13 protein-coding genes and 1 tRNA gene are annotated in these 13,665 nt (G+C 65.1%); 11 read left to right on the top strand and 3 right to left on the bottom strand.

Annotation, left to right across the window (positions count from 1 at the left end):
- Positions 1 to 36: 36 nt before the first annotated feature.
- From ychF to V5F89_RS12045, 3 genes are all read left to right on the top strand, one after another.
- The gene (ychF, locus tag V5F89_RS12055) at positions 37 to 1,137 is read left to right on the top strand and encodes a redox-regulated ATPase YchF (RefSeq protein WP_338445873.1); all 1,101 of its coding nucleotides are present in this window, start codon (positions 37 to 39) and stop codon (positions 1,135 to 1,137) included.
- 17 nt (positions 1,138 to 1,154) lie between these two features.
- Entirely contained in the window at positions 1,155 to 2,444 is a 1,290-nt protein-coding gene (locus tag V5F89_RS12050) for an ectonucleotide pyrophosphatase/phosphodiesterase (protein WP_338445872.1), read from the top strand.
- Between the two features lie 120 nt (positions 2,445 to 2,564).
- Positions 2,565 to 3,362, top strand: a complete 798-nt coding sequence (locus V5F89_RS12045) for a DUF1206 domain-containing protein (RefSeq protein WP_338445871.1) — start codon at positions 2,565 to 2,567, stop codon at positions 3,360 to 3,362.
- 58 nt (positions 3,363 to 3,420) lie between these two features.
- Here V5F89_RS12045 and V5F89_RS12040 read toward each other — a convergent pair whose 3' ends face one another.
- Positions 3,421 to 3,807 (bottom strand): MerR family transcriptional regulator, encoded by a 387-nt coding sequence (locus tag V5F89_RS12040; RefSeq protein WP_338445870.1) that lies wholly within the window; start codon positions 3,805 to 3,807, stop codon positions 3,421 to 3,423.
- Between the two features lie 41 nt (positions 3,808 to 3,848).
- Between V5F89_RS12040 and V5F89_RS12035 the strand changes: the two genes are divergently transcribed.
- Positions 3,849 to 4,589 (top strand): glutaredoxin, encoded by a 741-nt coding sequence (locus V5F89_RS12035; protein ID WP_338445869.1) that lies wholly within the window; start codon positions 3,849 to 3,851, stop codon positions 4,587 to 4,589.
- A gap of 189 nt (positions 4,590 to 4,778) precedes the next feature.
- The gene (locus tag V5F89_RS12030) at positions 4,779 to 5,243 is read left to right on the top strand and encodes a MaoC family dehydratase (RefSeq protein ID WP_338445868.1); all 465 of its coding nucleotides are present in this window, start codon (positions 4,779 to 4,781) and stop codon (positions 5,241 to 5,243) included.
- A gap of 44 nt (positions 5,244 to 5,287) precedes the next feature.
- Here the strand turns inward: V5F89_RS12030 and V5F89_RS12025 are convergent, their stop codons facing one another.
- Together V5F89_RS12025 and mutL are read right to left on the bottom strand one after the other, a co-directional pair.
- The gene (locus V5F89_RS12025) at positions 5,288 to 5,788 is read right to left on the bottom strand and encodes a hypothetical protein (protein ID WP_338445867.1); all 501 of its coding nucleotides are present in this window, start codon (positions 5,786 to 5,788) and stop codon (positions 5,288 to 5,290) included.
- Position 5,789: 1 nt separating this feature from the next.
- Positions 5,790 to 7,628, bottom strand: coding sequence for a DNA mismatch repair endonuclease MutL (gene mutL, locus V5F89_RS12020; RefSeq protein WP_338445866.1), 1,839 nt, complete (start codon positions 7,626 to 7,628; stop codon positions 5,790 to 5,792).
- 193 nt (positions 7,629 to 7,821) lie between these two features.
- On the opposite strand from mutL, the gene V5F89_RS12015 reads away from it, so the two are divergent.
- The 6 genes from V5F89_RS12015 to V5F89_RS11990 all read left to right on the top strand — a co-directional run bounded on the left by V5F89_RS12015 (position 7,822) and on the right by V5F89_RS11990 (position 13,649).
- Positions 7,822 to 8,865, top strand: a complete 1,044-nt coding sequence (locus tag V5F89_RS12015; RefSeq protein WP_160732936.1) for a rod shape-determining protein — start codon at positions 7,822 to 7,824, stop codon at positions 8,863 to 8,865.
- Between the two features lie 10 nt (positions 8,866 to 8,875).
- The gene (gene mreC, locus V5F89_RS12010) at positions 8,876 to 9,766 is read left to right on the top strand and encodes a rod shape-determining protein MreC (protein ID WP_338445865.1); all 891 of its coding nucleotides are present in this window, start codon (positions 8,876 to 8,878) and stop codon (positions 9,764 to 9,766) included.
- Positions 9,766 to 10,320 (top strand): rod shape-determining protein MreD, encoded by a 555-nt coding sequence (mreD, locus tag V5F89_RS12005; protein ID WP_338445864.1) that lies wholly within the window; start codon positions 9,766 to 9,768, stop codon positions 10,318 to 10,320. Before mreC ends, mreD begins: the two co-directional genes overlap by 1 nt.
- A complete protein-coding gene (gene mrdA / locus V5F89_RS12000) occupies positions 10,320 to 12,362 on the top strand; it encodes a penicillin-binding protein 2 (protein WP_338445863.1) in 2,043 nt (680 codons plus the stop codon). Before mreD ends, mrdA begins: the two co-directional genes overlap by 1 nt.
- Complete coding sequence (gene rodA / locus V5F89_RS11995; RefSeq protein ID WP_338445862.1) at positions 12,359 to 13,474, top strand: rod shape-determining protein RodA; 1,116 nt, start codon at positions 12,359 to 12,361, stop codon at positions 13,472 to 13,474. Before mrdA ends, rodA begins: the two co-directional genes overlap by 4 nt.
- 99 nt (positions 13,475 to 13,573) lie before the next feature.
- Positions 13,574 to 13,649: transfer RNA gene (locus V5F89_RS11990), tRNA-Lys, on the top strand.
- Positions 13,650 to 13,665: the final 16 nt, after the last annotated feature.

Raw genomic sequence — 13,665 nt, 5'->3', positions numbered from 1 at the left:
TTCGCGGCGACGGTTGATGGAAGGTATTCGAAGCTCATGGGTTTCCGCTGCGGAATCGTCGGGCTGCCCAACGTGGGCAAGTCCACCCTGTTCAACGCGCTGACCGAAACGCAGGCGGCGCAGGCGGCCAACTATCCGTTCTGCACGATCGAGCCGAATGTCGGCCAGGTTGCCGTGCCCGACGAACGGCTGGAGAAGATCGCGGCCATCGCCGGTTCGGCCAAGGTCATCCCGACCCAGCTGGCGTTCGTCGACATCGCGGGGCTGGTGAAAGGCGCGAGCAAGGGCGAAGGGCTGGGCAATCAGTTTCTCGGCAATATCCGGGAGGTCGACGCCGTCGTGCATGTCCTGCGCTGTTTCGAAGACGACGACATCCAGCACGTCAGCAACCGGATCGATCCGATTGCCGACGCCGAAGTGGTCGAAACCGAACTGATGCTCGCGGACCTCGAAAGCCTGGAAAAGCGCGTGCCCGCCGCGGCCAAGAAAGCCACCGGCGGCGACAAGGAAGCGAAGATCATGGCGAGCGTGCTCGGCCAGGCGCTCGAACTGCTGCGCGATGGCAAACCCGCACGGCTGACCGAGCCGAAGGACGACGAGGAGGCGCGGATCTTCGCGCAGGCGCAGCTGCTGACAGCCAAGCCCGTGCTCTATGTCTGCAACGTGGCGGAAGAAGACGCGGCCGAGGGCAACGCCTTCAGCGCAAAGGTGTTCGAGAAGGCCGCTGCCGAAGGCGCCGAAGCGGTCGTCGTTTCCGCCGCGATCGAAAGCGAACTGGTCGCGATGGACGAGGAAGAGCGCGCCGAATACCTCGCGGAGCTGGGCCTTTCCGAAAGCGGGCTCAGCCGCGTGATCCGCGCGGGATACAAGCTGCTCGGCCTCAAGACCTTCTTCACTGCCGGGCCGAAGGAATCGCGCGCCTGGACGTTTCCCGACGGCGCCAAGGCGCCGCAAGCGGCCGGTGAAATCCATACCGATTTCGAGCGCGGGTTTATTCGAGCTGAAACAATTGCCTACGATGACTACGTCGCGCTTGGCGGCGAGGCAGGCGCACGAGAGGCCGGAAAGCTGCGGCAGGAAGGCAAGGAATACCTCGTCCAGGACGGCGACGTAATGCTGTTCAAGTTCAACGTCTGATCGATCGGAGCGAATCCATGCGCAGGCTTGCAAGTGCCCTCACCCTGGCGGCGGCGGCGCTGCTTTCCGCTTGCGCCCCCGCCCATCAGGCCCCCGTGCGATCCATCGCGGCGGCGCCAGAGGCAGCTGCCGAACAGCGCAAGCCGGTGACGGTGCTCGTTTCGATCGACGGATTTCGTCCCGACTACCTCGACCGCGGGCTGACGCCGACCTTGTCGTCGCTCGCGGCGGAGGGGGTGCGCGCTCCGATACAGCCTTCGTTCCCTTCGAAGACCTTTCCCAACCACTGGACGCTGGTAACCGGCGTGGTGCCCGATGTGCACGGAATCACCGCCAACCGGATCGAGGATCCCGCCCGGCCGGAGGAAGTGTTCACGATGGCCACCGTCGATCCATGGTGGTGGAACGCGGCAAAGCCGGTCTGGGTCGAGGCCGAGGAGGCGGGCATCCGCACCGCCGTGATGTTCTGGCCCGGCTCGGCCGTCGCCTGGGGCGGTACCATGCCCGAGAGCGGATGGGGCTCTCCCGAAGGCGGCCGCTATCCGCAGGACTGGCAACAGTTCAGCATGGCAGTGAGCAACGTGCAGCGCGTCAACACCGTGCTCGACTGGCTCCGCCGGCCGGCCGAGATCCGTCCGGCTTTCGTGACGCTCTATTTCGACACCGTCGACACGGCCGGCCACGTGGGAGGGCCGGACAGTGCGGAACTCAATGCCGCCTTGCGGGATATCGATGGCGATATCGCAATGCTGGTGGAAGGTCTGGAACGGTTGGGCCAGCCCGCCAATCTGGTGATCGTGTCCGATCACGGAATGGCGGCGACGAGTTCGGCGCGGGTGATCGCGCTCGACGAAATGCTCGATCCCACGCTCTACCGCCTGGTGGAAAGCGGCGCCTACGCCACGTTCCAGCCCACGGAGGGCAGCGTCGAGGCGCTCGAGGCCGCGCTTCTGCGCGAACATCCGCATATGGAATGCTGGCGCAAGGGCGAGATGCCGGCCCGCTTCGACTATGGTACCCATGCGCGCATTCCGCCCTACCTCTGCCTGCCCGAGACCGGGTGGACGATCGCGCCGACCCGGCGTGAGGGAGAGTGGACCGGCGGCAGTCACGGGTACGATCCGGCAGCGCCCGAAATGGCGGCGCTGTTCGTTGCCCACGGCCCCGCATTTCGGCAGGGTGTTCGCATTCCGGGGTTCAAGAACACCGTCGTTGCGCCGTTGCTTCGGGAACTCATGGGCCTCCCGCAAGCCGCTTCGGCCCTGACGCCGGTTCGCGGCGCGCTGGACGACAACGCACAGCGCTAGAGTCGTTTTCAGCAAGGCTGAAGCGGCACCGGCCCGCTCAGGAAAACGATTCCAACAGCCCGTGGAACAGATTTCGGCCTTGCGACGTTCCCCTGCAATTCAACAGGGGAGCGCCGTGTCATGGCAGATAAGTCCGCAAAATTCAGCACCTTGGTGCGCGTCGGCTATTTCAGCCGCGCAATCCTCTACTCCGTTCTCGGCTTGATCGCTCTGACCAGTGCCGGACGGATCGGTCAGGGCACCAACGGCATTTTCCACGCTATCCAGGAATTTCCCTTGGGCACGGCAATCCTGTGGTTGATGGTGGTCGGCCTGCTGGCCTATGCGCTGTTCCGCCTGGCCTCGCCGCTGTTCGATATCGAAAATCAGGGTAGCGACACGACCGGTTGGGCGCGCCGGATCGGTCATGCCGGAAGCGCCGTCGGCCACCTGGCCTTGGCCTATTCGGCGTTCGAGTTCGCAACTACCGGTTCGGACAGTGGGGGCGGCGCGCAGGCGGCTGCTTCGGGGATTCTCTCGATGCAATTCGGCGGTGCGATTCTGGGCCTGCTGGGTGCGGCTTTCATCGTGGCGGCAGCGTTTCAGGCGAAGAAAGGATGGACGGGCGAGTTCATGCACCGCATCGCGCCGGGCGCGCCCTCCCAGACGCGACTGCTCGGCGGTATCGGCTATATCGCCCGCGCGGTGGTGTTCCTGCTGATCGGATGGTCTCTCGTTCAGGCAGGCTTTCTTTCGAGCGGAAGCGAGCAGGTCCTGACGCTGGGCGACGCGGTCGCGAGCCTTGCGGACGACGGCATCGTCTTCACACTGGTTGCGATCGGCCTTCTGATGTTCGGCCTCTTCAGCCTCGTGCTCTCGCGCTATCGGATCATTCCGAAACTCGATGCCGACGGCTTGCGCCCGGCGTTTCGCAGCTAGAGTCGTTTCATTGAGACGGCACCGGGCCGGTGCCGCTTCAGCCTTGCCGAAAACGGCTCTAGTCGAACGCCGCAAGAATCGGACAGGGACCCGCATCGCCTTTCGCACAACCGGCTGCGAGCCTCGCCAGCGACTCGCGCGCCGAAGCGAGTTGCGCAATGCGCGCGTCCAGTGCGGCGATCCGCTCGCGCGCCATCGTGCGGGCCCGCGCCCGGTCGCCAGTCCGGTCCAGGTCGATCAGTTCAGCGATTTCGGCCAGCGAGAACCCGGCGGCCTGCGCCTGTCGCACGAAACGCAGCCGCCGGGCGTCTTCGGGTCCGTAGTGGCGTGCGCCCTGCACCGCTCCCCGCGGTTTGGGGAGCAGTCCCTTGCGCTGATAGAAGCGAACCGTTTCGACCCCGACACCGCCGGCGCGGGCGAGATCGGAAATGCGCATGGCATTCATGCTTGACTCCGTACCATGGTACGGACGCTATGGAGACATTCATGAGCAACGACAAGATCGCCCGCCTCCATCGCATGGTGATGGACAAGCACGTTTGCCCTTACGGCATCAAAGCGAAATGGCTGCTTCGACGGCACGGCTATGCTGTCGAAGACCACTGGCTTACAACCCGCGAAGAAACGGACGCCTTCAAGCGCGAGCACGACGTCGAAACCACACCCCAGGTGTTCATCGGGGGCAAGCGCATCGGCGGGTACAGCGAACTGCGCGCCTTTTTCGACCGGCCCCTGCCTCCCGAAGATTCGACCAGCTACCGCCCGGTGATCGCAGTGTTCGCCATCGCGGCCGCGCTGGCGATGGCGGTCAGCCATTTCGCATTCGGTTCGGCTCTCACCGTGCGCGCTGCCGAATGGTTCGTGGCATTCACGATGGCGATCCTGGCAATGCTGAAACTGCAGGACGTGGAGCGGTTCTCCAGCATGTTCGTCGGCTACGACCTGCTCGCCCGGCGCTGGGTGCCCTATTCCTATGCCTACCCTTTCCTGGAGGCGGGCGCCGGTGTGTTGATGGCGGCCCATGCGCTCAACTGGCTGTCCATTCCGGTTGCGTTCGTCATCGGCACCATCGGCGCCGTCAGCGTATTCTACGCGGTTTATGTCCAGAAGCGCGAGATCAAATGCGCCTGCGTCGGCGGGTCGAGCAACGTGCCGCTCGGCTTCGTCTCGCTTACCGAAAACCTTTTCATGATCGGCATGGCGATCTGGATGATCGCCAGACCCTGAAGGACCCCGGCGAGCCGAATCCCGCGATCCGGTCGATAACGGCCGCACCGGTCTGCTTGCCCCCATCCCGCGCTTGTGCATGGCCAGTGCAGCGGGTCACGACGCGCGAAGACCGATGCACGCGGCGCTGTTCGGGCGGCGGTCCGATGGGCTACACGGCGATGGCCCGATTCAGTCTGGGGGACCAAAGTGAACTATTTCGAAGATATCGAAGTCGGTACGAGGCGAAGCTTCGGCCGGTACGAAGTCACGCGCGAGGAGGTGACGGACTTCGCCGCGAAGTACGACCCGCAACCGTTTCATCTCGACGACGATGCCGCGGCCGCGACGCATTTCGGCCGGCTGTCCGCCAGCGGATGGCACACCTGCGCGATGACCATGCGTATGCTGGTCGAAAACATGCGCGATGTGAAACAGGCGGGGCTGGGATCGCCCGGTGTCGACGAGCTGAAGTGGAAGCGCCCCGTCTATCCCGGCGACACGCTTCGCTGCGAAACCGAGGTGATTGCCAAGCGGCGCAGCCGCAAGCGCCCCGACATGGGCCTGTTCAAGTCGCGCATCCAGGTCTTCAACCAGGACGATGTCGTCGTGCTGGAAATGATCTCGAACGGTCTGATACAGGTGCGCGATCCTGCGGCGCCGATCGCGGATTGAAAGCAGGCATCAAGCCCGTTCGCCCGTTACCAATGGCGAACGCGCTAGCTGCCGCACTGGACGATGCCGTTCGAACCGAAGACCAGCTGGCCGCGCCCGTTGCGCAATTCCAGACGGCCGGGATAGTCGATCGTTTCCGCACCGGTCTGCATGCCCTCCTCCTCCGCGAGGTCGAGGATCATTCCGTATTCGCGCCCATCGTATCGCGAGCGGGCCATAACCGGCAACGATGCGCTGCCCGCATCGGGGGCGAGCCGATGCAGTTCGCCCTCGATCTTGACGAACGCGCCCCGCTCCAGAGCCAGCGCCAGCGGATCGTCGTTTCCCGGATCCTTTCGGAACACGCAGCCGGCGCCTGAAAGCCCGTGGCTTTCGATATCGGCGCGGGCGATGGGCTCCGGCGAAACCGGCACCGGCGGAACATTCTGCGCCGCCTCTACTGCGGCGATAGCACGGTTTTCGGCCGCAAGGACCTGCTCGGGCGTCGGCTCGGGGTCCCCGCAAGCGAGCAACAGGAACGGCACGACGACGACAAGCCGCTTCATCTCAGTGCCTTCCGAACAGTTTTTCGACATCTTCCATCTTCAGTTTGACCCAGGTCGGGCGGCCGTGATTGCATTGGCCGGACCTGGGGGTGCGCTCCATTTCGCGCAGCAGGGCATTCATCTCGGCCACCGACAGCACGCGCCCGGCCCGCACCGATCCGTGGCACGCCATCGTCGCCAGTACGAGATCGAGCTTTTCGCCAAGCAGCAGGGCCTCGCCGTGCTGGGCGAGATCGTCGGCGATATCCTGCAGCAGCTTGCGCGGATCGGACTTGCGCAGCGAATGGGGCACACTGCGGACCAGCATCGCGGCGGGGCCGAACCGTTCGATGGCCAGGCCCAGATCGCCCAGCTTCTCCGCCGCTTCTTCGAGCCGGTCGCACGCCGCTTCCTCCAGCTCGACGACCTCGGGAATCAGCAGCGCCTGCGCGCGGGCGACCGAATCGCCCGCACCCGCGGCGCGAAGACGTTCGAGGACCAGCCGTTCGTGCGCCGCGTGCTGATCGACCAGCACGAGGCCATCGGCCGCTTCGGCAACGATATATGTGTTCGCAACCTGCCCCCGTGCGATCCCCAACGGGTATTCCGCGGCATCCTCCGGCAAGGGCGCCGCTTCTTCCGCCCGGCCCTGGGGGGCGGCCATGACCTCGCGCTCGTAACCGCGCCAGGCTTGCGACGCTTCGCGCACGCCGCTCTGCGAGCGCGACCAGTCGCGCCCGGAGAAGATCGACTGCAGGGCGCTTGCCGACGAGCGCTCGCCCTCCGCCGCCTCTCCCGCAGGTTCGCTCTGCCAGCGTCCCATCGCGGCGGCATCGGGGGCCTGTGCGCTGCGCTTGTCGCCGGTCGCGAGCGCCTGGCGTAGACCGGAGACGATGAAGCCCCGCACCGCCGCCGCATCGCGAAAACGCACTTCGGTCTTGGCCGGATGGACGTTGACGTCGACATCCTCCGCCGGAAGCTCGATGAACAGCGCGAGCACCGCATGACGATCGCGCGCGAGCATGTCGGCATAGGCGCCCCGCACAGCTCCGCTGAGCAGGCGATCCTTCACCGGCCGCCCGTTGACGAACAAGTACTGGTGGTCGGCAACCCCGCGGTTGTACGTCGGCAGCCCGGCTATTCCGGTCAGGCGCATGGCGCCGCGTTCGAGATCGATTTCGACCCCGTTCGCGGCCAGTTCGCGGGCGACGATTTCCGACACGCGCCCGGTCAGTGGCTGCCCGGCCTGGAGCGAAAGGATACGGCGCTCGCCATGCTCGAAGATGAAGGCGATATCCGGCCGCGCCATTGCAAGCCGCCGGACGACATCGTGGCAGGCAGCATATTCGCTCCGCGCGGTACGCAGGAATTTGCGGCGGGCCGGCACGTTGCCGAACAGGTTTTCCACCCGCACCCGCGTTCCGGGCGGCAGAGCGGCGGGGCCTTCCTCGCGCAGCTCGCCGTGGTCGACGACGCACTTCCAGCCTTCCGCCTCGCCCTGCGGCCGGCTTTCGAGAGTGAGCCGGGCGACGCTGGCAATGGAAGGCAGCGCCTCTCCGCGAAAACCCAGACTGACGACCCGCTCGATCGCGCCCTCTTCCCCGATCAGGCTCTCGGGCAGTTTGGACGTCGCATGACGCTCCAGCGCCAGCGCCATGTCCGCAGGGGTCATTCCGCAGCCGTCATCGGTAACCTCGATCCGCGCCAATCCGCCTTCCGCGATCTTGACCGCAACTCGCGAGGCGCCGGAATCGATCGCGTTCTCGACCAGTTCCTTGAGCGCCGACGCCGGGCGCTCCACCACTTCGCCGGCGGCAATGCGGTTCACCAGGTCTTCGGGCAGGCGGCGAATTTCGGGCATCACCGGTTACCTAGCGGCGAAGCGCGGGTATTTCGAGGCCGGCGGATGGGTATGCCCGGTTTTTCATGACAATTCTTTTGGCCTTTTCCTGCAGCATTGGGTAAGGACCCGCCATCCCTGTCAGATGCGGGTTACGGCAGTCGCAGGTAACTGCGGCAAGGACCCGAAACATTTACGGAAACGCGCAACGGCAATGAGCTTCCTGTCCAATATGTTCAAATTCGGCTCGCAGAACCTGGCAATCGACCTCGGTACGGCGAACACTCTGGTCTACGTCCAGGACCAGGGCATCATTCTCAACGAGCCTTCGGTGGTCGCGATCGAGACGATCAACGGCATCAAGCGAGTCAAGGCCGTCGGCGACGATGCGAAAATGATGATGGGCAAGACGCCCGACAGCATCGAGGCGATCCGCCCGCTGCGCGACGGCGTAATCGCCGACATCGAAATCGCCGAGGAGATGATCAAGCACTTCATTCGCAAGGTGCACGGGAAGAAGAGCCTGTTTCGCTATCCCGAAATTACCATCTGCGTCCCTTCCGGTTCGACGTCCGTCGAACGGCGCGCGATCCGCGATGCGGCCAGCAATGCCGGTGCGAGCGCCGTCTACCTGATCCTCGAGCCGATGGCCGCTGCGATCGGCGCGGACATGCCGGTGACGGAGCCGGTCGGCTCGATGGTCGTCGACATCGGCGGCGGCACGACCGAGGTCGCGGTGCTGTCGTTGCGTGGTCTCGCCTACACCACTTCGGTCCGCACCGGCGGCGACAAGATGGACGAGGCGATCGTTTCCTACGTCCGGCGCCACCATAACCTGCTGATCGGCGAATCGACGGCGGAGCGGATCAAGAAGGATTACGGCATCGCCACCGTCCCCGAAGACGGCGTGGGGGAAACCATCACGCTCAAGGGGCGCGATCTCGTGAACGGCGTGCCCAAGGAAATCACGATCAACCAGGCGCATGTCGCCGAAGCGCTGGCCGAGCCGATCGGTGCGATCGTCGAAGGCGTGCGAATCGCGCTGGAGAACACGGCCCCCGAGCTTGCGGCAGACATCGTCGACCAGGGTATCGTGCTCACCGGCGGCGGCGCGCTGATCCAGGAACTGGACGAGCATCTGCGCGAGGAAACCGGCCTGCCCGTCAGCATCGCCGAAGATCCGTTGTCGTGCGTCGCCATCGGCACCGGCCGGGCGATGGAAGATCCGATCTATCGCGGCGTATTGATGACCGCTTGAGGGAGGACATATGGCGCCGACTTCGTCACGGCGCTCGAGCTATTCGCGCAGGGCGCAATACGGGGTTTTTACCGGCTATGTGATCGCCGGGATAGGTGCGCTTGTCGGCGCAGTTCTGCTCGCCCTCTCGCTCTGGCGCCCGGCCAGCTTCAGCGGCCCGCGTTCCGTCGCCGCCGACGCGATTGCACCGGCGGCTGCGACAAGCGCCGAAGTTCGGGCCGAAAGCCAGAATCTGATCGAATCGATACGCGGCTATCTGCGCGCGGGAAGCCAGAACGCCGAGCTGAAGAAGGAAGTCGAACTCGCCCGTATTCGCCTGGCAGAAGCGGAGGCGATCGCGCTCGAGAACGAACGGCTCAAAGCCCTGCTGGGATTGCAGGAGGGCGAAGTTCGCCCGGTGGCGGTCGCGCGCCTGATCGGATCGACCTCCGCCAGCGCCCGGCGCTTCGCCTATCTCGGCGCCGGCAGCGCCGACGGCGTGACCGCCGGAATGCCGGTGCGCAGTCCGCGCGGCGTGGTCGGTCGCGTGCTCGAGGTCGGGCGGCACAGCTCGCGGGTCCTGCTTCTCACCGATAGCCAGAGCGTCCTGCCGGTCCGCCTTGCCGACGGCAATGTCGTCGCCTTCGCCGAAGGGCGCGGCGACAGCATGCTTCGCATCCGGCTGATCAATCTCGGCATCAATCCGCTGAAGCCCGGCGACGTCTTCGTCACCAGCGGCGCAGGCGGCTATTACCGGCCCGGCACGGCGGTCGCCATCGTCGCCGAGAAGACCGAGGACGGCGCCCTGGCGCGGATCATCAGCGACCCCGCGGCCACCGATTACGTCGCAGTCGAGGACATCTGGCAGGAAGACGCCATTCTGGCGGCGGAAACGCCGGTCGAGCAGCGGGTGGGCGACTGATGGAGCGCGCCGACCCCCGATCGCGCCGCGACGCCTACGGTTCGCGGATCAACCGGGCCCATTCGCCAACGCTGGCATATGCGGTTCCCTGGGCGACCATCGTTCTGGCCAGCCTTCTGCCCGTGTTCCCCATTGCTTCCGCCGCACCGCTGGTTCCGCCGATCGGGCTGATGGTGCTGGTATCGTGGCGCCTGGTACGGCCCGGCCTCCTCCCGGTATGGGCCGGCGTTCCGTTCGGCGCTATCGACGATCTCTTCAGCGGCCAGCCTTTCGGCAGCGGCGTTCTGTTGTGGTCGCTGGCAATGATCGCGATAGAAGCGATCGAAATCCGGTTCCCCTGGCGCAGCTTTCTTCAGGACTGGCTGATCGCCGGCGTGATCACGACCGGCTACATCGTCGCGGCCGCGCTGCTGTCGGGCGCAAGCCCGGGCACGCCGCTGCTGGGTGCGTTGATGCCGCAGATCTTGCTGTCGCTGCTCGTCTATCCCATTATCGCCCGTATGGTTTCCGCCCTCGACCGGTTCAGGCTCCTGCGCATTCGGATACTCGCCTGATGTTCGGCAGGAAGTCGCGCTATCGCAAGGCCGCCTCGTCACAGATCACGTCAGCCACGCTGGAAAACGTCTACGACCGGCGCAGCTTCGCGATCGCGGCTTTCGGCGCCGGGATCGGCACGCTTCTGGCGGTGCGCATGGGCTATATCGCCATCGCCGAGAACGAGAAATACCGCACCGAGGCGGAAAGCAATCGCGTCAACCTGTCGCTGATCCCTCCGCGGCGGGGCTGGATCCTCGATCGCAACGGCGCTCCGCTGGCGTCCAACCGCGCCGATTTCCGGGTCGACGTCATCCCGGAGCGAATGACCGACACCGATCGCGAGATTGCGGTGCTGGGAGAGGTGCTTGCGCTCGACCGAACGCAATTGCGCGACTTGCGCGAACGAATGGACCAGACCCGGGGATTTCGCCCGGTCGAAGTCGGCACCGGCCTCAGCTACGAACAGTTCGCGGCACTCAGCGTGCGTCTTCCGGAGTTGCCTGGGGTGGTCCCCCAGCGCGGCTTTTCCCGCTTCTATCCCACCGGGCCCTCGGTCGGGCACCTGATCGGATATGTCGGCCCGGCTTCCGCCGAAGAATACGAGGCTGACCGCAACCCGCTGCTGATCACTCCGGGCTACAAGATCGGCAAGGACGGCCTGGAAAAACAGTTCGAGCAGCGGCTCCGTGGTATCCCCGGCGCTCGCCGGGTGGAAGTCACCGCATCGGGCCGAATCGTGCGCGACCTGGAAACGCGCGAAGACGTGCAGGGCAAATCGGTCAAGCTGACAATCGACGGTCCGCTGCAGGACTATGCCGCCCGCCGCATCGGGCTCGAATCCGGTTCCGTCGTGGTGATGGACTGCCGGACCGGCGACCTGCTGTGCATGGCCTCGATGCCGAGCTTCGATCCCAACAGCTTTTCCGACGGGATCGGCAGTATCGAATATGCCATGTTGCGCGAAGACGAACGCGTGCCTTTGCGAAACAAGGTTCTGAAGGGCCTTTATCCCCCGGGTTCCACGGTCAAACCGATGGTTTCGCTGGCGTTTCTCCGCGAAGGCCTCGATCCGGAGGAAAGCGTCTTTTGCGGCGGGGGTCTTCGCGTCGGAAACCGGGTGTTTCGCTGCTGGAAACGCGGCGGGCATGGCCGGGTCGATATGGCCAAAGGCATCTACCAGAGCTGCGATGTGTATTACTATCACTTCGCCCAGCGGATCGGGATGGACCCGATCGCGGCGATGGCACGCCGTTGCGGCATGGGCCAAGAGTTCGACCTGCCGGTGCTCAGCCAGTTTTACGGCACCGTCCCCGATCCGGCGTGGAAACTGCGCAAGCACGGCCGGGAATGGCAGGCCTTCGACACGGTCAATGCGACCATCGGCCAGGGCTATATGCTGGCCAATCCTCTGCAGCTGGCGGTCATGGCCTCGCGCATCGCTACCGGATATCATGTCCAGCCCAGGCTCCTGTTCGGAGGCACCGAGCCCCCGTTCGCCTCCGCCGATTTCCCGCCCGAGCATGTCGCGCTGGTCCGCCAGGCGATGAGCGACGTGGTGAACGGCCCCGGCACGGCCGGGCGTGCACGCCTGCCGATCCCCGATGTCCTTATGGCCGGCAAGACCGGCACCGCACAGGTCGTCTCGCTCGCCAAGTCGGACGGCCGCTCCGGTCCGTGGAAATATCGCGACCATGGGCTCTTCATCTTCTTCGCGCCGTACGACAACCCTCGCTATGCCGGGGCCGTGGTGATCGAACATGGCGGCGGATCGGGGGCCGCCTATCCGATCGCGCGGGACGTCACGACCTTTCTGTTCGACCCCGAAAAAGGGATGGAGGCGCTTCATGCGCTGGAACAGCAATGGGGCGGAACGGCGCAGGAGCGGCTGAACGCGAAGTACGCCGCTTATGCCGCGCAGGCGGGCGAGGCCGTCATCCCCGTGCCCCGCCGGGAAGAGGAGATCTTCGACCGCGTTGATGCCGAAGCGCGGGCCGCCGCTATGGTTCCCGTCAACGAAGCGACCGATGCCGCGATCAACCGTTCGCAGGTGGACGAATGAGTTCGGTCATTCCAGCACCCGTCGCGCGCCAGCCCTGGGGCATGTTGCTGCCCCTGTTCGTGCTGGTCGGTTTCGGAGCGATGGTCCTGTACTCCGCAGCAGGCGGGCACTGGCAGCCATTTGCCGTCTCGCACCTGGTGCGCTTCGGCATTTTCCTGGCGATGGCGTGCGTGATGACGCTGTTCAGCCGCGATCTCGTCCGTCTGCTGGCCTATCCGGGATATGCCGTGGTCCTGGTAATGCTGGTCGCAGTGGAGGCCATGGGCTTTGTCGGCGGCGGAAGCCAGCGCTGGCTCGATCTGGGCGTTATCCAACTGCAACCATCGGAACTGATGAAGCCGGCCGTCGTGCTCGTTCTGGCACGCTTCTACAGCGGCCTGCCTCCGGCTATGACCACTTCGTGGCGAGCGCTCGTCCCGGCCGGAGTCCTGATCGCCATGCCGATGGGCCTCGTGCTGCTGCAGCCCGATCTCGGCACGGCGCTCGCGATCGCATTCGGCGGAGCGGTCCTGATGTTTCTCGCCGGGCTGCCGATGCGCTGGTTCGCTACCGGCGCGCTGGCGGCGCTGATCGTCGCCCCGATCGCCTACTTCTTCGGCCTGCACGATTACCAGCGACGACGGGTGACCACGTTTCTCGACCCCGAAAGCGATCCGCTGGGGGCCGGCTATCACATCACCCAGTCGAAAATCGCGATCGGATCGGGCGGATTGACGGGCAAGGGCTTCAACGAAGGATCGCAGAGCCATCTCAATTATCTGCCGGAGCCGCATACCGATTTCGTATTCGCCACCATGGCCGAGGAATGGGGGCTGATCGGCGGGATCGTGGTGATCCTCATCTTCGGGCTGATCATGCGCTGGGGATTGCAGGTGGCGCACAAGTCGCGCGACCGGTTCGCCAAGCTGCTGGCGGCAGGGATGGTGGCGACGATCTTCTTCTACGTCGCCATCAACCTGATGATGGTGATGGGCCTCGCGCCGGTCGTCGGCATCCCCCTGCCTTTCATGAGCCATGGGGGATCGTCGATGTTGACCAACATGATCTGCATCGGTTCGCTGATGATGGTCAATCGCTGGAATCGCCAGGCGCCGCAAAGCCGTTTCAGCTAGCCCGGCGAAATCGCCTCTTTTCATGCGCGGGAGGATCGCTATATGCAGCGCCTCCCGAGTCGGGGCGCCCTGCCCCGCCCGGCCAGCCTGACGGCATGGGGACGCATAGCTCAGTTGGTAGAGCAGCTGACTCTTAATCAGCGGGTCCTAGGTTCGAGCCCTAGTGCGTCCACCATTTTTCAACGACTTAC

The sequence above is a fragment of the Pelagerythrobacter marensis genome, assembly GCF_036700095.1.
Lineage (GTDB): Bacteria > Pseudomonadota > Alphaproteobacteria > Sphingomonadales > Sphingomonadaceae > Pelagerythrobacter > Pelagerythrobacter marensis_A.
Note: the sequence above shows the minus strand (reverse complement) of the source record. Positions and strands in the feature narration are given on the sequence as shown.